The sequence below is a fragment of the Blastococcus deserti genome (assembly GCF_042682525.1).
In the GTDB taxonomy this organism is placed as follows: Bacteria; Actinomycetota; Actinomycetes; order Mycobacteriales; family Geodermatophilaceae; genus Blastococcus_B; species Blastococcus_B deserti.
Window position 1 is genome coordinate 117,601 of the sequence record NZ_JBHUHP010000010.1, and the last position, 18,497, is coordinate 136,097.

Annotated in this window: 19 protein-coding genes; 8 read left to right on the top strand and 11 right to left on the bottom strand. The window is 73.9% G+C overall.

What is annotated here, in order from left to right; genetic code table 11:
- Nucleotides 1–54: 54 nt before the first annotated feature.
- Complete coding sequence (locus ACFSHS_RS11385; protein WP_376875546.1) at nucleotides 55–1,176, top strand: glycosyltransferase family 4 protein; 1,122 nt, start codon at nucleotides 55–57, stop codon at nucleotides 1,174–1,176.
- Between the two features lie 61 nt (nucleotides 1,177–1,237).
- On the opposite strand, the gene ACFSHS_RS11390 is transcribed toward ACFSHS_RS11385, so the two are convergent.
- Complete coding sequence (locus ACFSHS_RS11390) at nucleotides 1,238–2,971, bottom strand: AMP-dependent synthetase/ligase (protein WP_376876467.1); 1,734 nt, start codon at nucleotides 2,969–2,971, stop codon at nucleotides 1,238–1,240.
- 214 nt (nucleotides 2,972–3,185) lie between these two features.
- Here ACFSHS_RS11390 and ACFSHS_RS11395 point away from each other — a divergent pair, with 214 nt between their 5' ends.
- Genes ACFSHS_RS11395 through ACFSHS_RS11410 form a run of 4 tightly spaced genes read left to right on the top strand, consistent with a single transcriptional unit; the run spans nucleotide 3,186 to nucleotide 6,150 of the window.
- Nucleotides 3,186–3,617, top strand: coding sequence for an SRPBCC family protein (locus ACFSHS_RS11395; RefSeq protein ID WP_376875549.1), 432 nt, complete (start codon nucleotides 3,186–3,188; stop codon nucleotides 3,615–3,617).
- Nucleotides 3,618–3,623: 6 nt separating this feature from the next.
- Complete coding sequence (locus tag ACFSHS_RS11400; RefSeq protein WP_376875552.1) at nucleotides 3,624–4,766, top strand: ArsA family ATPase; 1,143 nt, start codon at nucleotides 3,624–3,626, stop codon at nucleotides 4,764–4,766.
- Nucleotides 4,763–5,095, top strand: coding sequence for a hypothetical protein (locus tag ACFSHS_RS11405; protein WP_376875555.1), 333 nt, complete (start codon nucleotides 4,763–4,765; stop codon nucleotides 5,093–5,095). Before ACFSHS_RS11400 ends, ACFSHS_RS11405 begins: the two co-directional genes overlap by 4 nt.
- On the top strand, nucleotides 5,092–6,150 hold the full coding sequence (locus ACFSHS_RS11410; protein ID WP_376875558.1) for an ROK family glucokinase: 1,059 nt from the start codon (nucleotides 5,092–5,094) through the stop codon (nucleotides 6,148–6,150). Before ACFSHS_RS11405 ends, ACFSHS_RS11410 begins: the two co-directional genes overlap by 4 nt.
- A 19-nt stretch (nucleotides 6,151–6,169) precedes the next feature.
- On the opposite strand, the gene ACFSHS_RS11415 is transcribed toward ACFSHS_RS11410, so the two are convergent.
- From ACFSHS_RS11415 to ACFSHS_RS11425, 3 genes are all read right to left on the bottom strand, one after another.
- Nucleotides 6,170–7,411: an ornithine cyclodeaminase, nickel-pincer nucleotide-dependent gene (locus ACFSHS_RS11415; protein ID WP_376875561.1), complete on the bottom strand. Its 1,242-nt coding sequence runs from the start codon at nucleotides 7,409–7,411 to the stop codon at nucleotides 6,170–6,172.
- 291 nt (nucleotides 7,412–7,702) lie between these two features.
- Entirely contained in the window at nucleotides 7,703–8,398 is a 696-nt protein-coding gene (locus tag ACFSHS_RS11420; protein ID WP_376875564.1) for a hypothetical protein, read from the bottom strand.
- Nucleotides 8,395–9,222, bottom strand: a complete 828-nt coding sequence (locus ACFSHS_RS11425) for an alpha/beta hydrolase (protein WP_376875567.1) — start codon at nucleotides 9,220–9,222, stop codon at nucleotides 8,395–8,397. The genes ACFSHS_RS11420 and ACFSHS_RS11425 overlap by 4 nt, the downstream gene beginning before the upstream one ends.
- Before the next feature lie 126 nt (nucleotides 9,223–9,348).
- Between ACFSHS_RS11425 and ACFSHS_RS11430 the strand changes: the two genes are divergently transcribed.
- Nucleotides 9,349–10,110 carry a lysophospholipid acyltransferase family protein gene (locus ACFSHS_RS11430; protein WP_376875570.1) on the top strand — a complete coding sequence of 254 codons (762 nt, stop codon included), beginning with the start codon at nucleotides 9,349–9,351 and terminating at the stop codon, nucleotides 10,108–10,110.
- A gap of 66 nt (nucleotides 10,111–10,176) precedes the next feature.
- Here ACFSHS_RS11430 and ACFSHS_RS11435 read toward each other — a convergent pair whose 3' ends face one another.
- From ACFSHS_RS11435 to ACFSHS_RS11455, 5 genes are all read right to left on the bottom strand, one after another.
- Nucleotides 10,177–10,764 (bottom strand): TetR/AcrR family transcriptional regulator, encoded by a 588-nt coding sequence (locus tag ACFSHS_RS11435; protein ID WP_376875573.1) that lies wholly within the window; start codon nucleotides 10,762–10,764, stop codon nucleotides 10,177–10,179.
- Nucleotides 10,765–10,780: 16 nt separating this feature from the next.
- Nucleotides 10,781–11,731 carry an alpha/beta fold hydrolase gene (locus ACFSHS_RS11440; protein ID WP_376875575.1) on the bottom strand — a complete coding sequence of 317 codons (951 nt, stop codon included), beginning with the start codon at nucleotides 11,729–11,731 and terminating at the stop codon, nucleotides 10,781–10,783.
- Complete coding sequence (locus tag ACFSHS_RS11445) at nucleotides 11,728–13,260, bottom strand: flavin-containing monooxygenase (protein WP_376875577.1); 1,533 nt, start codon at nucleotides 13,258–13,260, stop codon at nucleotides 11,728–11,730. The genes ACFSHS_RS11440 and ACFSHS_RS11445 overlap by 4 nt, the downstream gene beginning before the upstream one ends.
- A 245-nt stretch (nucleotides 13,261–13,505) precedes the next feature.
- Nucleotides 13,506–14,162, bottom strand: coding sequence for a response regulator (locus tag ACFSHS_RS11450; RefSeq protein WP_376875580.1), 657 nt, complete (start codon nucleotides 14,160–14,162; stop codon nucleotides 13,506–13,508).
- Nucleotides 14,159–15,292, bottom strand: a complete 1,134-nt coding sequence (locus ACFSHS_RS11455) for a sensor histidine kinase (RefSeq protein WP_376875583.1) — start codon at nucleotides 15,290–15,292, stop codon at nucleotides 14,159–14,161. The genes ACFSHS_RS11450 and ACFSHS_RS11455 overlap by 4 nt, the downstream gene beginning before the upstream one ends.
- A 158-nt stretch (nucleotides 15,293–15,450) precedes the next feature.
- Here ACFSHS_RS11455 and ACFSHS_RS11460 point away from each other — a divergent pair, with 158 nt between their 5' ends.
- On the top strand, nucleotides 15,451–15,885 hold the full coding sequence (locus tag ACFSHS_RS11460; protein ID WP_376875586.1) for a hypothetical protein: 435 nt from the start codon (nucleotides 15,451–15,453) through the stop codon (nucleotides 15,883–15,885).
- A gap of 31 nt (nucleotides 15,886–15,916) precedes the next feature.
- Here the strand turns inward: ACFSHS_RS11460 and glpK are convergent, their stop codons facing one another.
- On the bottom strand, nucleotides 15,917–17,392 hold the full coding sequence (gene glpK, locus ACFSHS_RS11465) for a glycerol kinase GlpK (RefSeq protein ID WP_376875589.1): 1,476 nt from the start codon (nucleotides 17,390–17,392) through the stop codon (nucleotides 15,917–15,919).
- Between the two features lie 90 nt (nucleotides 17,393–17,482).
- Here glpK and ACFSHS_RS11470 point away from each other — a divergent pair, with 90 nt between their 5' ends.
- Complete coding sequence (locus tag ACFSHS_RS11470) at nucleotides 17,483–17,974, top strand: polyadenylate-specific 3'-exoribonuclease AS (RefSeq protein WP_376875592.1); 492 nt, start codon at nucleotides 17,483–17,485, stop codon at nucleotides 17,972–17,974.
- Nucleotides 17,975–18,042: 68 nt separating this feature from the next.
- On the opposite strand, the gene ACFSHS_RS11475 is transcribed toward ACFSHS_RS11470, so the two are convergent.
- A complete protein-coding gene (locus tag ACFSHS_RS11475; protein WP_376875595.1) occupies nucleotides 18,043–18,435 on the bottom strand; it encodes a PaaI family thioesterase in 393 nt (130 codons plus the stop codon).
- Nucleotides 18,436–18,497: the final 62 nt, after the last annotated feature.

Below are 18,497 nucleotides of genomic sequence, written 5' to 3' on the forward strand. Positions count from 1 at the left end.
CATGGGCACCGCACTCCCGGGCACGGGCGGAACGACCGCCGGCGAGGAGCGGCCGTGACCAGGACCCTGGTCGTCACCAACGACTTCCCGCCGCGCCAGGGCGGGATCCAGACGTTCGTCGCGGCCCTGCTGGCCCGCCGTCCCGCGGGGTCGGTCGTGGTCCTGGCCTCCGACTCCCCGGGCTCGACGGAGTACGACAAGGCCCTGCCCTATCCGGTGGTGCGGCGGCCCACCGGCATGCTGCTGCCCACCCGCGCCACCGCTTGTGCGGCCGCGGAGCTGGCCCGCCGGCACGGCTGCGACAGCGCCTTCTTCGGGGCCGCCGCGCCACTCGGACTGCTGGCGCCGGCGCTGCGGGAGGCCGGTGTGCGACACCTGGTGGGCGCGACCCACGGGCACGAGACGGGCTGGGTGGCGCTGCCGGGCAGCCGGCAGCTGATGCAGCGCATCGCCTCGCACCTCGACGTCGTGACCTATATCAGCGACTACACCCGCGACCGTCTCGCTCCTGCCCTCCGCGGTCGCACCCGGCTGGCCCAGCTGTCGCCGGGGGTCGACCTCGACTTGTTCACCCCCGGTGCCGACGGCGGTGCGGTCCGGCGTCGCTACGGCCTGGGTCGGGCACCGGTGGTCGTGTGCGTGTCCCGACTGGTCGCCCGCAAGGGTCAGGACGTCCTCGTGGCCGGGTGGCCACGTGTCCTGGACCGGCACCCGTCCGCGCGGCTGCTGCTGGTCGGAGGCGGACCCGCGGAGTCCGGGCTCCGCCGGGCGGTCACAGCCGCAGGGCTGGAGCGGTCGGTGACCTTCACCGGTCCGGTCGCTCCCGGGGAGCTGCCGGGGCACTACGCGGCCGGCGACGTCTTCGCCATGCCGTGCCGCACCCGCTGGGCGGGGCTGGACGTCGAGGGACTGGGGATGGTGTTCCTGGAGGCGGCCTCCTGCGGCCGGCCGGTCGTCGCCGGCACCTCCGGCGGAGCTCCCGAGGCGGTGCGCGAGGGCGTCACGGGTCACGTCGTCGACCCGCGCTCGCCCACCGCGGTGGCGGACACCATCGCGGGCCTGCTGGCCGATCCCGGCCGCGCCCGGGCCATGGGCGCGGCCGGCCGGGCGTGGATCGAGCAGCGGTGGTCGTGGACGCGGATCGCCGAGACCTTCGCCGAACTGCTCGAACCCTGAAGGCCCCGCTGCAGGGTCCCGCCCCGAGCCTGCGAGGGGTGGGGGGCAGCGGGGTCCTCTTTCAGCGGGCGTAGAGGCCCTCGACCTCCGAGTCGAACTCCTTCATGACGACGGCGCGCTTGAGCTTCAGGCTCGGGGTCAGCATGCCGTTGTCCTCGGTGAAGTCGGTGCCGAGGATCGTGAACTTCTTGATCGCCTCCGCCTGGGACACCGCCTTGTTGGCCTCCTTCACCGCGGCCTCGATCTCGGCCTTGAGGTCCGGGTCCTCCTTGACCTGCTCGGCGGTCTGGTCGGCCGGCTTGCCCTTGGACTCCAGCCACAGGGGCAGCGCCTCTGCGTCGAGGGTGATCAGCGCGGCGATGTACGGGCGCTGGTCTCCGACGACGATGCACTGGCTGACCAGCCGGTGCGCGCGCAGCCGGTCCTCGAGCACGGCCGGGGCGACGTTCTTGCCGCCCGCGGTCACCAGGATCTCCTTCTTGCGGCCGGTGATCTTCAGGAAGCCGTCGTCGTCGAGCTCACCGAGGTCGCCGGTGTGGAACCAGCCCTCGGCGTCGATGGCGTCCTTGGTCGCCTCCTCGTTGCGCCAGTAGCCGCGCATCACGATGCCGCCGCGGATGAGCACCTCGCCGTCGTCGGCGATGGCGAACTCCACGCCGGGGAGGGGCCGGCCGACGGTGCCGATGCGCAGGGCGTCGTCGTGGTTCACCGAGGCGGCGGCCGTCGTCTCGGTCAGGCCGTAGCCCTCGTAGACGGTGACGCCGATGCCGCGGAAGAAGTGGCCCAGCCGCTCACCCAGCGGCGCCCCGCCGGAGATCGCGCCCTGGCAGCGGCCGCCCAGGGCCGCCCGGAGCTTGCCGTAGACCAGCTTGTCGAACAGCGCGTGCTGCGCCCGGAGCGCCAGCCCGGGGCCGCCCTTGTCGAGGGCGCGGGACCAGTCGATGGCCACCTGGGCGGCCTTGTCGAAGATCTTCCCCTTGCCGTCGCCCTCCGCCTTGGCCTTGGCGCCGTTGTAGACCTTCTCGAAGACCCGGGGGACGGCGAGGACGAAGGTCGGCTTGAACTCGCCGAGGTCCTCGACGAGGTTCTTCACGTCGGGGGTGTGCCCGATGACCGTGCGGGTCTTCACCGCACCCACCTGCAGCACCCGGGCGAGCACGTGGGCCAGCGGGATGAACAGCAGCAGCGAGCCCTGCATGTTCATGAACCGGCCCAGCAGGCTCATGCCGTTGCCGATCTCGAAGAGGAAGTTGGCGTGGGTGAGCTCGCAGCCCTTCGGGCGTCCGGTCGTGCCGCTGGTGTAGATCAGGGTGGCGAGGCTGTCGGCCGACAGCGTGGCGCGCCGGGCGTCGAGCTCGCTGTCGGGCACGTCCTTGCCCGCCTGGGTCAGCTGGTCGAGGGCGCCGTCCTCGATCACGTGGACCGAGCGCAGCTCGGGCGCCTGGTCCCGGACGGACTCGACGGCCGCGGCGTGCTCGTCCCGCTCGACGATCACGGCGGTGGCGCCGGAGTCGGAGAGGATCCAGGCCACCTGGTCGGGGCTGGAGGTCTCGTAGATCGGGACGACGACGCCGCCGGCCGTCCAGATCGCGAAGTCCAGGACGGTCCACTCGTAGCGGGTCTTGGCCTGCAGGGCGACCCGGTCGCCGGCGGACACCCCGGCCGCGATCAGGCCCTTGGCGACGCCGCGGACCTCCTCGCCGAACTGCTTCCAGGTGACGTCGTGCCATTGGCCGTCGCGACGGCGCCGCAGCCCCACCTGGTCGCCGTGCTCGGCGACGTTGGTGGCCAGCATGTCGGTCAGGGCCTCGTCCGGGCCCACCTGGGTGGTGGCAGGAACGCTGAACTCGCGCACGCCTGGTCCTCTCCTCCCTGCCGTCCGGGGGCACCGTCGCCCACGGCCCCGGCCAGGGACGTCGTGTCGAATCTAGCCGCAATCCCTACCCGGGAGTAGCACAGTTCCGAGGCGGCGGCTGGCTGAAGGGTGGGCAACGGCTAGCCTGCTGCCCATGGCGGACCAGTCCACCCAGTCGATCGTCGTCGACGCAGCCGCGGCCGACGTGATGGCGGTGATCGCCGACTTCGCCTCGTATCCGCAGTGGGTCGCCTCCGCCAAGAAGGTCGAGGTCCTCGAAACCGGGCCGGACGGGCGCGCGCGGCGGGTGCACTTCGTCCTCGACGCCGGGGCGGTCAAGGACGACTACGTCCTCGAGTACACGTGGGACGGCGACCGCAGGGTCTCCTGGACACTGGTCGAGGGTCAGATGCAGAAGCGCCAGGAGGGCAGCTACACGCTGACCGAGCGGGACGGTGCGACGGAAGTGACCTACGCGATCACCATCGACCTTTCCATCCCCATGCTCGGCATGATCAAGCGCAAGGCGGAGAAGGTCATCCTGGACACGGCTCTCAAGGAGCTGAAGAAGCGCGTCGAGGGCTGAGCGGGCGTGCGCACGCTGCTCCTCACCGGCCCCGGCGGGGCCGGAACCTCGACGCTGTCCGCCGCCGCGGCGGTCCGGGCCGCCCGCTCCGGGCGGCGCACCGTCCTGCTCACTCGGCAGCCGCCGCCCGCGGGGGTGGAGGCGGTGCCCGGCCTGACCGTGCTGCAGGTGGATCCGCAGGCGGCCCTCGAGCGCCTCTGGGCGGGGAGGGCCGACGCGGTCGGGTCCCTCCTGCCGCAGCTGACCCTGCCGCCGGCCAGCTCGGTCGTCCCGCTGCCAGGGAGCGCTGATCTGGCGCTCCTGGCCGAACTCGCCCGCGCCGACGCCGACCTCGCGGTCGTGGACGCCGGCCCGCTCGAGTCCGCCGTGGCGCTGGTCGCCCTGCCGGTGACCCTGCGCTGGTGGCTGGACCAGCTGATGCCGCCCGGGATGCGGGCGCTGGGCGCCGTCCGGACCGCCGCGGTCGCCTCCGGAGTCGTCCGCCGGGGGCCGGTCGACGCAGCGCTGTCCGCCGTCCCGGCCGTGGAGGCGCTCCTGGCCGGCAACCGGCTGGCCGATCCGGCCACGACCGCCCTCGTCCTGGTCGCTCCGCCCCGCACGTCCTCCGGGCCGGCCCTGCGTGCCGCGGCCACGGTCCTGGGTCTGCACCGGCTGCGGGCCGCGGGGGTGCTCAGCCGGGTCCTTCCGCTGGACCGGGGCAACGAATGGACGACGCGGCGCGCCGCGGAGCAGGAGGACACGCTGATCGCCCTGGCCGAGGTCGCGCCGGTGCACCGCGTCCCGGAGCTGTCGGTGACCCCGACCGGTGCGGGGGAGCTGGCCGGGCTGCTCGACGGCTTCGCCCCGGAGACGACCGGCTTCCCGGCCCCGGCCCCCGAGCGCGCCGAGGGCGGGTGGCAGCTCTCCCTGCCGCTGCCGTTCGCCGACCGCGGGCAGGTGCAGCTGACCCGGTGGACCGACGACCTGGTGCTGACGGTCGGCGGTGCCCGCCGGTCGGTCCGTCTCGATCCGCTGCTGCGCCGGTGTGAGGTGACCGGCGGCCGGCTCGCGGCTGCCGGAACCGCCGGCGCCCGCCTCCAGGTCGGCTTCCGCCCCGATCCGCAGCTGTGGCCCGCGGACCTGCTCAGCGCCGAGAGAAGGACCTCATGACACCCGGAACCGACTGGATCGACTCTGCGCAGCGTCTGGTGGAGGCCCTGCGGGGCGGCCTCGCCGCGGTGGCTCCTGCGGCCGACAAGGGCACCGGTGACCAGCACCCGTCGGACTGCCGCTGGTGCCCGGTCTGCCAGGTCGCGGCGGTCGTCCGCGGCGAGCGGCCCGAGGTGACCGCGGCACTGGCCGACGTCCTCGCCTCGGCCGCCACCGCGCTGCGCACGGTCGCCGCCGCGGGCCACCCCGAGGGGACCACGCCGGCCGCCGAGCCGGTCCAGGAGGAGGCCCCGCCGCCCCCACCGGTGCAGCAGATCGACATCGCATGACACCACCTCGCACGACAGCACCTCGCACGACGCCACCGCGGACCGCCACGGCCGGGCCGGCCGCGCTGGGCATCGACATCGGCGGCACGAAGGTGGCCGGTGGGGTCGTGGCCGCTGACGGGACCATCGTCGCAACTGCGCGGCGGGCGACCCCCGGTGCCTCCGTGTCGGACACCGAGGACGCGATCGTCGCCGTGGTGGACGAGCTCGCGGCCGGGTACGACGGCGAGCTGATCGGCGTCGGCGTCGGCGCGGCGGGCTGGTTCGACCGCACCGGCGACACCGTGCTGTTCAGCCCCCACCTGGCGTGGCGCAACTCGACGCTGCGCAAGGACCTCGCCGCCCGGCTGCAGCGGCCGCTCTGGGTCGGCAACGACGCCGACGCCGCGGCGTGGGCCGAGTACCGCTACGGCGCTGCCCGGGGGGCCGACCTCGCCCTGATGATCACCCTCGGCACCGGCATCGGGGGCGGCATCGTGCTCGACGGACAGCTGCGGCGCGGGTCGCACGGCGTCGCGGGGGAGTGGGGGCACATGCGCGTCGTCCCCGACGGGCGGCTGTGCGCCTGCGGCAACCGCGGCTGCTGGGAGCAGTACGCCAGCGGCACGGCGCTGGGGCAGACCGCCCGCGAGGTGGCCCGCACGTCGCCGGCGGCGGCGGCCCGGCTGCTCGAACGCGTCCACTGCGAACCCGACCGGCTCACCGGCGAGGACGTCGCCCGCGCCGCCGCCGACGGCGACCCGCTGGCCCTCGAACTGGTGACCGAGGTGGGCATGTGGCTCGGCCAGGGGATCGCCGACCTCGCCGCCGTCCTCGATCCCGAGGTCGTGGTCATCGGCGGCGGCGTCAGCAAGCTCGGCGAGATGGTGCTCGGCCCGGCGCGGGACCGACTGGATCGCGCCCTCCCCGGCCGGGGCTTCCGCCCCGGTCCCCGCGTCGTCGCCGCCGAGCTCGGTCCGCAGGCGGGCATGGTCGGCGCCGCCGACCTCGTGCGACACGACCTTGCTGCCCTTCGGGCGGCACCGCCTCCAGGAGCCGATCCCCTGCTGCGTTGAGCCGTTCCCGGCCCCCTCGTCACTCCGGGGCCAGCTCGCGGGCCAGCTGCTCCAGGAACAGGCCGATGTCGGTGATGATGCCCATCGCCTGGGCGCTGCCGCGGTCGGCGAGCTTGGTCACCGTCGCCGGGTTGATGTCCACGCTGACCAGTGGGATCGACGCCGGCAGGATGTTCCCCGTCGCGATGGAGTGCAGCATCGTGGCGACCATGATCGCGAAGCCCACGCCGGGCAGCTGCGCGCGCATCGCCCGCTGACCCTCGATCACGTCGGTGTAGACGTCGGGCAGCGGGCCGTCGTCACGCACGGACCCCACCAGCACGAACGGCTTCCCGGCCTGCACCATCGCGTGCATCACGCCGCCAGTCAGCACACCCTTCTCCACCGCCGCCCGGATCGAGCCGGCTGCGCGGATGGTGTTGATCGCCCGGATGTGGTGCTCGTGCCCATGGGGCACGCCCGAACCCTTGGCCAGGTCGACGCCCAGGGACGTGCCGAACAGCGCGGACTCGATGTCGTGCGTGGCCAGCGCATTGCCGGCGAAGAGGACGTCGACGTACCCCGCGCGGACCAGCCGGACCATGGCCGGCGAGGCGCCGGTGTGCACGACCGCGGGGCCGCCCACCCACAGGATCCGCCGGCCGGCCGCCTTCACCTCGCGCATCCGCTCGGCGATCTGGCGGACCAGCAGGGCCTGCGGCTTCTCGCTCGACACCGCCGAGGACATGAACCCGAAGTCGTCCTCCTCACCCCGCGGCGCCTGCGGCGGCAGCTCGACCCGGACGCCGTGGGCGCCGCAGACGACGGCGTCGCCGGCCTTCACGTCGCTGACCGGGACGGTGCGCACGGTGACTCGCCCGCCGTCCTCCGTGACCACGAGCCCGCAGTCCATCTCCGGCTGCTGCACGCGGATCCAGTCGCGGTCGAGCCGGACGAGCGTCTCCAGGTTCGTGGTGGAGTAGAAGTCGTCGGGGAAGACGCCGTCGGCCGGGGCCGGCCGCGTCGTCGCCGTCCCGGGGTCGACGGCGTTGGCGCCGTGGATCTGGACCCGCATGAGGATGCGCTCCAGCCGCTCGGCCTCGTCGGCCCGGATCGCGATCAGCGCCCGTGACTCGTCCTCGTGCTCGCGGCCCAGATCGAGGTCCTCGATCCGGTAGTCCCCGCCGTACTCGAGGACGTCGTCGAGGATGCGGGCCAGGATCCCGGTGTCCATCAGATGGCCGGTCACGGTGACGGTCGCGGAGTGCGCTGCGGTGCTCACGAGCCGCACTATGTCATTCGTCGTCCTCCGGACGACACCGCCACCAGGAGCCGTCCCCCGGCAGGGTCGAGCCGTTCCGTCGCCGCTGCGCGGAGCCCTCCGGGCCCCACTCGCGACGACACGACGACACCCCCACCAGGAGCCGTCCCCCGGCAGGGTCGAGCCGTTCCGTCGCCGCTGCGCGGAGCCCTCCGGGCCCCACTCGCGACGACACCCCCACCAGGAGCCGTCCCCTGGCGGGGTCGAGCCGTTCCGTCCCGCTGCGCGGAGCCCTCCGGGCCCCGCTCGCGGCTACACGACGGCGCCGTCGTCGCCGTCGTCGTCGTCGGAGCGGTCGCGCATGCGGGAGACCAGCATCGCCGCCCCGCCGGCGATCGCCGCGACCCCGAGGACCAGACCCAGGTCCGCCGAGAGGCTCAGGATCCCGGGAGCGCCCACCAGCAGGACGCCGGCTGCGACGAGGAGCACCGCGTACAGCGACGCCGGCGCGGGGGCCGGGATCGGGGGAGGGGGTGGGGGTTCGTAGTGCTCGTCCGGCTGGTCGAGCACGGGCAGCTCGTGCGGCGCCGGCGCGGGCACGTCCGCCGGCCCCTCGACGGCGGTGCGCCCGTTCTCGGCCTCGAACGCCGACACGATCCGCGCCCACTCGGCGTCCTCGTCGAGGTCCCGCGGGATGCCGGCCCGGCCCGCGCCGGGGCGCGTCGTCCGGACGTCGCCGGGTCCCGGGACGTGCTCGTCGACGACCGAACGGGCCTCGGCCCGGCGGGACCGGTCGACGAAGAGCCGGTCGGACGGCGGGCTGGGCAGGCTGACCGTCCGCGTGTAGGGCTCCACGTCGGCCGACGGCTCCAGGTAGGCGGCGATGCCCGCGGCGTGCAGCAGGTCGAGCAGGTGCTCGCCGACGCGGGGGTCGACGTCGCGCAGCGGGCTCCAGAGCGCGGCGTCCAGGCCGTTGTCGCGGCGGCCGCGTCCGCGGCGGGAGGTCATCGCGTCTCCGCGGCGGGGATCTCCGTGCCCGGGCTCCGGCCGGCCGCCGTGCGCTCACGGATCCACTCCACGGACCGGGCGAAGATCCGCGGGGCGTCGTTGTCCAGCGTGGCGACGTGGTAGCTGTCCTCGAGCAGGACCTCGCTCGTGTCGGTGCTGCTGACGCCCGCCAGGAGGATGGTGCTGTTGACCGGCTCGACGACGTGGTCCTCGACGCTGTGGAAGACGATGACCGGAGCGGTGACCCGCGCCAGGTCGGCACGGGTGGCCGCCCAGAGCGAGCGGACCTGCATCATCGCCCGGGTCGGCAGCTTGGGATAGGCCAGCTCGGTGACGCCGGGCTTCTTGATGTCGCTGGCGATGGGGGCCCAGCTGCCGGTCAGCCGGGAGAGCATGGGCAGCAGCTTGGCGTCCAGGCGCTGGGTGAGCAGGGCCGGGTTGACCAGCAGCAGGCCCGCGACGTCGTCGGGACGGACCTCCGCCAGCCGGGTCGCGAGCGTGCCGCCCAGCGACAGGCCCGCGACGAACACCCGGTCGCACCGCGCGGCGAGCTCGCCGAAGGCGTCGCCGACCGTCGTCGTCCACTGGTCGTGGGTGCTGGCGTTGCAGTCCTGCCAGCGGGTGCCGTGGCCGGGCAGGAGCGGGCACCGGACGGCGAACCCCTCGGCGGCCAGGTGCTCGCCCCACGGCCGCATGCTCATGGGAGTGCCGGTGAAGCCGTGCACCAGGAGGACCCCGGTCCGGCCGTCTGGGCCGTCGCCGCCCGGGAAGGCGAACGGCTCCGCGCCGGGCATCACGGCATCGGGCGCGGTCGGTCCAGACACGGGTGGTCCTCCTCGGCGTGCGGCGGCGGTGCCGACCGGCAGGGAAGTGCGGCGGAACACGTCACACCTGCGGCCGATTGTGAATCGGTCGCGCGGCTCCTTAGTCTGGCAGCTCACGAGGGAGGCGTGTTGTTCTACTGGTTCCTCAAGTTCGTCGCGATCGGCCCGGTGGTCCGCGCGATCTTCCGCCCTCGTGCGGAAGGCACGGAGCACGTGCCCGCGACGGGTTGCGCGATCCTGGCGAGCAACCACCTCTCCGCCGCTGACTGGATCTTCATGCCCCTGTCGCTGAAGCGGCGGGTCACCTTCCTCGCCAAGGCCGAGTACTTCACCGGCACGGGCATCAAGGGCGCGGCGCAGCGGGCGTTCTTCTCGGCTGCCGGTCAGGTGCCGATCGACCGGTCCAGCGCCTCCGCGGCCGAGAACGCCATCCAGACCGGCCTGCGCATCCTCCGCGAGGGGAAGCTGCTGGGCATCTACCCGGAGGGCACGCGCTCGCCGGACGGGCGCCTCTACCGGGGCAAGACCGGCGTGGCCCGCATGGCGCTCGAGACCGGCGCCCCGGTCGTGCCCGTGGCGATGATCTACGGCAAGCGGAAGCTGCCCTTCGGCATGGGCATCATGCGCGTGCGGGTGAGGTTCGGCGCGCCGCTGGACTTCTCGCGCTACGAGGGCATGTCGGGAGACCGGTTCGTCGAGCGGTCGATCACCGACGAGATCATGTACGAGATCATGACGCTGTCGGGCCAGGAGTACGTCGACGTCTACGGCGCGACGGTGAAGAAGTCGATGGACGCCACGGGCAAGAGCGCCCCCGAGGTCGTGTCCCGCCTGCAGCCGCCCGTCGACGAGTCCGGTGACCGGCTGCCCGACACCCTCGCCAGCTGACCCGGCGCCCCGCTTTCCGTACCGGAAGCTGAGGAGACCTGACCCGCTTTCGGTACCGGGAGCGGGTCAGGGGGCCGTCAGGCGGGCGAGGACGTCGCGGAGCAGGGCCAGCAGTTCTGCACGGCTCATGGTCGGCTCCTGCACCCAGTGGCCGACCAAGTCCTCGGTGAAGGCGAACCAGGCGAGCACCAGCTGCCGCCGGCGCGCGTCGTCGGGCAGGTCGAGGGCCGACAGCGCCACCTCGACCAGCCGCCCGCGGGTCTCCTCGTAGATCTCCGACACCCACGGGTCCCCGCCGGCGGCACCGCGGACGAACGCCAGGTGGCTCTCCCGGTAGGTCTCCACCCATCCGACGTAGCGGTCGAGCATGCCGCTGATCTGCTGCTCCGGTGCCGTGCCCGGCGCCGGGATCAGGTGATCCCACAGCAGGTCGGCCGCGGCACGCGTGACGGCGGTGTAGTAGTCGCGCTTCGACGGGAAGTAGTGGAAGAGCAGGCTGCGGCTGATGCCCGCCCGCCGGGCCACCTCGTCGATGGTGAGTTCCTGGACCGGCGTGGTGGGCAGCAGCTCCAGCCCGATCCGGACCAGTTGCGCGCGCCGGTCACCGGCCGAGCGGCGCATGCGGGCCGGCTCGGCGGCGGGCGATGCGGTCACGCCGCCGATCGTCCCCTCACGCGGCGGCCCGGTGGGCGGTCGCCGCTGCGAGGAGGCGCTCGATCGCGTCGGTGACCGGTCTCGGACGCTCCTGCGTCAGCATGTGCCCGCTGCGCTCCACCAGGTGCAGCCGGGCGTCGGGGAGCGCCTCGGCCAGGTGCCGGCTGTGCCGCTGCGGGGTCAGCTTGTCGCTGTCGCCGACCAGGATCTCGACGGGCACGCGGCGCAGGGCGTGCAGCTCCGCGCGCTTGTCGTGCGCCCCCAGTGCCGGGTAGAAGGCGGCGAACGCCCGCACCGTGGACGCGTGCATGATCTCGGCGCCGGCGAGCACCATCTCGTCGGTGGCGTCGGCGCCGTACAGCAGCTCGCGGACCAGCTCCCGGTGACGCGGGTGGGACGGCGGCAGCAGCTGCCGCATCCGCTCGAGGGCCCGGGCCGCGCCGAGGGCGACGGTGACCATGCCCGGGGCCAGCTTCAGTTGCAGCCTCTCGGCGACCGTCTCCCCTGCGGGGGCGAGGTCGCCCGCGGACGTCGACACCAGCGCGACCCCGCGGACCCGGTCGCCGAACAGCTCCGGTCGGGCGGCGGCCAGGCACATGATCGTCATACCGCCCATCGAGTGCCCGGCCAGCACCACGGGGCCGGTCGGCGCCAGCTCATCCAGCAGCGCACCCAGGTCGTCGCCGAGCTGGTCGATGGTCAGGTCCGACACGTCGTCGGCGTACCGGCCCCAGGTCGAGCGGCCATGCCCCCGCTGGTCGTAGCGGATCAACCGGAGCCCCCCTCCGGCGATCCGCGGCGCCAGGAGCTCGGCGACGTCGTCCCAGGCCGCCTGGGCGAGGGTCCAGCCGTGCGCGAGAACCAGGGTGACGGGTGCCTCGTCGGAGCCGTCGACGACGGCGTGCAGCAGCGCGCCGTCCGGCGTGCGGACGGCGGCGACGCGGCGCAGCACGGTGGCGGCGCTCATGCCGCCACCTTCGTGCGGTCGGCCGCGGACGCGGGGATGCCGACGTAGTTCTCCCGGTCCAGCTTCCGCGTCAGCCTGCGGAACCGGAACGTGAAGTCGGGCCACAGCGTCGTGTTGTGCCCGTGCTCGTCGAGGTACCAGCTGGCGCAGCCGCCGCCGAGCCAGACGGTGCCCTTCGACTTCTCCGCGATCAGCTCCCGGTAGGCCTGCTGGGCCTGCGGCGTGGTCTCCAGCACGGCCAGGCCCTCGGCGTCCATGGTGCGCAGGGCGTCGTCGACGTAGGCCACCTGCGACTCGATCATGTAGACCATCGAGGTGTGCCCGACGCCGACGTTGGGCCCGACCAGCAGGAAGAGGTTCGGGAATCCGGCGACGGCAGAGCTGCGGTTGCTCACCATGCCGCCGGACCAGACGTCGGCCAGGCTGCGCCCGTCCCGGCCGCAGATCTTCTCCGCGATCGGAAGGTCCGTGACGTGGAAGCCGGTGGCCAGCACGATCGTGTCGGTGGGCCGCTCGACGCCGTCCCGGGTCACGATCGAGTGCGGCCGGATCTCGGCGATACCGGCGATCACCAGCTCCGCATTGGGCGCCGCGACCGCCGGGAAGTAGTCGTTGCTGATGAGGATCCGTTTGCAGCCGATCGTGTAGTCCGGTGTCAGGGCGGCCCGGAGCTTGGGGTCACGGACCTGGCGTCGCAGGTGGGCCTTCGCTAGCGTGGCCACCGGCCTCAGGAACCGCGGCCGCTTGGCCATGCCGATGACCAGGCACTCGCGGAGCAGGTAGAGAAGGGCCCGGATGCCCTTCTGCAGTCCGGGCACGAACCGGTACAGCCGGCGCATCCACGGCTTGACCGGGTGGTCGGTGCGGGGGATGACCCAGGCGGGCGTGCGCTGGTAGACCGCGATGCTGCCCACGATCGGCTGGATCGCGGGGACGATCTGGATCGCCGAGGCGCCGGTGCCGATGACGGCGACCCGTTCCCCGGTGAGGTCGTGGGAGGAGTTCCAGCGCGCCGAGTGCATGACCGTGCCGGCGAAGGTCTCCAGCCCGGGGATGTCGGGGAAGGCCGGGTCGGCCAGCGCGCCGGCGGCGGAGATCAGGACACGGGCCCGGAAGTCGCCGGCGGTGGTGGAGACCAGCCACCGCTGCGCGGCGTCGTCCCACCGGGCGGAGGTGACGTCGGCGCCGAAGACGCAGTGCCGGCGGATGCCGAATCGGTCCGCGGTCCGCTGCAGGTACGCCTGGATCTCCGGCTGCTGCGAGTAGGAGCGCCCCCAGTCGGGGTTCGGCGCGAAGGAGAAGGAGTAGAGGTTCGACTGCACGTCGCACGCCGCGCCGGGATAGGTGTTGTCCCGCCACGTCCCGCCGACGTCGGCGGCCCGCTCCAGGACGACGAAGTCGCTCTCCCCGCGCCGCTCGAGCGCGCTCGCCATGCCGAGGCCGGCGAAGCCCGATCCGATGATCGCCACCCGGACCTCGTGGACGGTGCGCGTGGCCGGCGCGGCGGGCGCGGTCTGTGTCGTGGTCACCGATCGGGCTCCTTCGCTCGGTTTCTTGAGCAACGCTCAACAAACTACAACCGCTGTCGAGCAGTGCTCAATCTGAGATCGCCGAACTCCCATGGCCCGCGCCGGCGTCAGCCCCGCACGTCCTCGTCCGGGAAGTCCCTCCGCATCACCGGCGCGGCCCGCGGGACCGGCGCCGAGCTCGCCCGCCGCGCCGCCGCGCGGGCGCCCGGGTCCCGAAGGTCGGCCTCGAGCACCGCTGACCCGGATCAGCGGCCGTCGCCGGTGACCAGGCCGTGCTCGTACGCGTGCACCACCGCCTGCACCCGGTCGCGCAGGCCCAGCTTGGCCAGCAGGCGCGCCACGTGTGTCTTCACCGTCGTCCGGCTGACGAACAACTCGGTGGCGATCTCGTCGTTGGTCAGCCCGCGGGCCACCAGCCGGAGCACCTCCAGCTCGCGCGCGGTCAGCCGCTCGTGGGCACCTCGCCTGGCCGGCGCCGGCCGCCGGGCGAACTCCTCGATGACCCGCCGGGTCACCGAGGGGGCGAGCAGTGCCTCGCCGGCCGCGACCAGCCGCACGGCGGTGACGAGCTCCTCGGGAGGCGCGTCCTTGAGCAGGAAGCCGCTCGCCCCGGCCCGCAGCGCGTCGAAGACGTACTCGTCCAGGTCGAAGGTCGTGAGCATCAGGGCGCGGGTCGGTGCGCCCGAGGCGACGATCCGGCGCACCGCGGCGATCCCGTCCAGCCGCGGCATGCGGATGTCCATGAGGACGACGTCCGGCCGCAGGCGCTGCACGGCCGCAGCCGCCGTCTCCCCGTCGGCGGCCTCTCCGACGATGGCCAGGTCCGGCTCTCCCTCCAGGATCAGCCGCAGCCCGTAGCGCATGACTGCCTGGTCATCGGCCAGGAGCACCCGGATGGTCACCGCGTCTCCAGGGGGAGCCTGGCCCGGACGGCGAACCCGCCGGAGGGCAGGGGGCCCACCGTCAGCTCGCCGCCGAACACGGCGACCCGCTCCCGCATGCCGAGCAGCCCGTGGCCGCTGTCCCCGGTCGGGACGCCGCCGCGGCCGTCGTCGACCACCTCCACGACGACAGCGCCCGCGGGGAAGCGCACGCCGACGTGGACCGACGCCGGTCCAGCGTGCTTGATCACGTTGGTCAGCGACTCCTGCACGATCCGGAAGGCGCACAGGTCCACGCCGGGGCTGAGCACGGCGGGGGGCTCCTCGAGGTCGAGGGTCACGGGCACTCCCGCGGCCTCGGTGCTCCCGACCAGTTCGGGGATCCGTGCCAGCCCCGGCTGCGGGGCCAGCGGCACCCGGTCGTCGTCGTTCCGGAGCAGCCCCAGCATCCGGCGCAACTCGGCGAGGGCCTCCCGGCCGGTGCGCTCCACCGTTCCGGCGACGCCCAGCGCCCGGGCCTGGTCCGGTGGCAGCATCCTGCGCAGTGCGCCGGCCTGCATCACCATCACGCTGACCGAATGCGCGACGACGTCGTGCAGCTCGCGCGCGATGCGGTCGCGCTCGTCGGCGACGGCTGCCGCGGCGGCCCGCTGCTGCCGCTCCTCGGCCAGGCGGGCGCGCGTCTGCGCCGCCACCGCAGCCTCGACCCGGGCGCGGATCGAGGCGCCGGCCGCCCAGAAGGCCAGGCCGATGGCGCCGATGAACACGTAGTCACCGATCGGCACGTCCTCGACGAGGGCGCCGCATCCCAGCATCACCAGACCCGCCGCGACGCCGCCGATCGCCGGGCGCAGCGGCCGGTGCGCGCCCACGGAGTAGAAGGCCGGGTAGAGGACGAGCGGCACGTGGAGGGCGTCGAGGTCCAGCCCGCGCCACTGCTGGACGAGGATGGCGCCGAGCACGACGACCAGCACGGTCACGGGAGTGCGCCGGCGCCAGGCCAGCGCGCCGGTCATGACGACGACGACCGGGTACTGCCACAGCGGGGTCGCGGGCTCCCTCGATGCGACTTCCACGACCCCGAGCACCGACACCGACGCGGCGATCGCCGGGTCGGCCCATCGCGGCCAGCGTTCCTGCACGCCGCTCACGGCGCGGAACGTACCGACCGCCGGACGCCGTGCACATCCTCCTGCGGGCCGGTGCTCGTCATCCTCGGGGACGACCTCCGGAACGGTTCCCGCGGCCGACGACGGCTGAGAGCCGGGGCCCCACTCTCGGTGCACCGACCAGATCTCAGGAGGCCGACATGACACCGACCCGCGTCGCCCCGCTCGCCCTCGGCGCAGCCCTGGCGCTCACCCTGACCGCCTGCAGCGACGAGTCAGCCGGCAGGCAGCCGTCCGCCACGCCGGCGACCACCTCCGCCGGGGGCGGGGACGTCGACCGCTACTGCGAGTTGACCGCGGAGCTGGAAGCGCTGGGCGAGCAGATCTTCGCCGACGTACCGGAGGACGCCCCGCTGGAGGAGCACATGCGCCGGGAGCAGCAGCTCCTGGACCAGGCGTCGGTCCAGCTCGACGAACTCGCCGAGGTGGCTCCCGACGAGATCCGCGCCGACGTCCTGGTGTTCCTCGATGACATGCGGGCACGGGCGGCGACCGGGCAGCAGCCGGACGCCGAGGCCGCGTTGGCCGCCGAGGACCGGATCCTGGCCTTCGAGGAGGAGCACTGCCGGCCCTGAGCGGACCACCGGCGACGGGTGACGGCCGCGGTCACCGCGTCCAGCCCCCGGCGCGGGGGAGCGCCGAGCGCCAGCGGACGTGCCGGCCGTCGTCCCGGGCGCCGTCGGTCGGCTCGAAACGCCGGTCCAGCGCCCAGGTCCGCGCCAGCTCCTCCGTGCTGCCCCACACGCCGGTGCCCAGCCCGGCGAGGAAGGCCGCACCGAGCGCCGTCGTCTCGGTCACCTCGGGACGGCGCACCGGGACGCCGAGCTGGTCGGCCTGCAGCTGCAGGAGCAGGTCGTTGGCGCTGGCGCCGCCGTCGGCCGAGAGCTCCGGCACCTCCAGCCCGGCCTCGTCGACCATCACGTCGACGACGTCGCGGACCTCGAACGCGATCGCCTCGAGCGTGGCCCGGGCCAGGTGCGCGCGCGTGGTCCCGCGGGTGATGCCGAGGATCGCGCCGCGGGCGTGCGGGTCCCAGTGCGGCGCCCCCATCCCGGTCAGGGCCGGGACGAACACGACCTCGCCGGAATCGGGCACCGTCCGTGCCAGGCCCTCGATCTCGGCGGCCGAGTCGATCAGTCCCAGCCCGTCGCGCAGCCACTGCACCGCCGCGCCCGTCACGAAGATCGCGCCCTCGAGGGCGTAGACCAGCCCGTCGCCGAGGTCCCAGGCGACCGTCGTGAGCAGGCCGGCGTCGGAGCGCACCGGCGTCGTCCCGGTGTTGGTGAGCACGAACGAACCGGTGCCGTAGGTGCACTTGCTCATGCCGGGGGAGTAGCAGGCCTGCCCGAACAGGGCGGCCTGCTGGTCGCCGGCGATGCCGGCGATCGGCAGCGACAGGCCGAGGAACGCGTCGGGGTCGGTGGTGCCGACGACGCCGGAGCTGGGCACCAGCTCCGGCAGCGCCGACCGCGGGACGTCGAACAGCTCGCACAGCTCGTCGGACCAGGCGCCCTTCTCCAGGTCGTAGAGCAGCGTGCGGCTGGCGTTGGTCGGGTCGGAGACGTGCGTGGCACCGCTGGTGAGCCGGGCGATCAGGTAGGAGTCCACCGTGCCGAGGGCCAGCGTGCCGTTCCGCACCCGCGACCACGTCCCCGGCTCGTGCTCGGCGAGCCACGCGAACTTCGTCCCGGTGAAGTAGGGGTCGAGGCGCAGCCCGGTGAGCTCGGCGACGCGGGCCTCGTGACCGGCGTCCCGGAGCCGGTCGCAGATCCCCGTCGTCCGCCGGTCCTGCCAGACGATCGCAGGCCGCGGGGAGTGCAGCGTGCGGCGGTCCCAGACGACCGCCGTCTCCCGCTGGTCGGTGATCCCGACGCAGGTCGGCTCCACCTCGGTGGCGGCCAGGGCCCCCCGGCAGGCCGCCACCGTCGCCGTCCAGATGTCGTCGGGCTCGTGCTCCACCCACCCGGGCCGGGGGAACAGCTGCGCGAACTCGCGGTAGCCACGGGCCAGGACGTCGCCCTGCTCGCCCACGACCAGCGCGGTCACCCCGGTCGTTCCAGCATCGATCGCGAGAACCGGCATGAGGGGCAACGTAGCCCGGCTCTCGGGGGAGAGCATCGCAGCGGCCGCGGAGTCGGGCCCGCCGACGGACCGGCGCCTACGGTGGCCTGCGTGCGGCGCTTCTTCTACGACACGGAGTTCATCGAGGACGGCACCACCATCGACCTGGTGTCGATCGGCGTCGTCGACGAGACCGGGCGGGAGTTCTACGCGGTCAGCACCGAGTTCGACGAGCGCAAGGCCATTCCGTGGGTGCGCCGCAACGTGCTCGACCAGCTGCCCCCGCCGGCGGACAGGGCGTGGCGCAGCCGGGAGCGCATCCGCGAGGACCTCCTCGCCTTCCTCACCGGCCCGGGGGAGGAGATCGAGCTGTGGGCCTGGTTCGCCGCCTACGACCACGTCGCACTGGCCCAGCTGTGGGGGCCGATGCCCGCGCTGCCGCGGCCCATCCCGCGCTTCACCCGTGAACTGCGCCAGCGGTGGGACGACCTGGGGCAGCCGCCGCTGCCGGCGAAGCCCACGGGCACCCACGACGCCCTGGTCGACGCCCGCTACAACCTGGCCCGCTGGCAGGCGATGGAGGCCGCTCGTCGCTCAGCGTGACCGTGCGCTGGTGGGGGAGACCGGGCCGACGTCACCACCACCAGCGCACGCCGGCGCACCGGGGCCGGTCAGCCGGAGAGCACCGCCTGGGTCTGGGTGACCTGCGCGACCCGCCGTCCGTCGTCGTCGGTGACCTCCACCGACACCACGACGAAGGACCGGCCCGTGTGCAGCGGGCGGGCGGTCGCGTGTGCGGCGCCCCCGCGTACGGCGCGCATCAACGACGCCGAGGAGGCGACCGTCGACGTCGACGCCCCTTCGGGAAGGTTGAGGAAGGCGCACGCCGCCCCCACCGTGTCCGCGAGGGTCATCAGCGCCCCGCCGTGCAGCACGCCGCCGGCCGTGCAGCGGTCGGGACTCCACGGCAGCCGACCGGTCACCTCGGTCGGGTCCGCGCGGTCGAGGACGATCCCGGTCGCGACGGCGAACGGCATGGCGGCGAGCAGGTGGGCGGGGTCCACGGCCCCATCCTGGCCGCTGCACCGTGGCCCCGCCCCGGGGCCCGCCCTGAGCGTGCGACGGG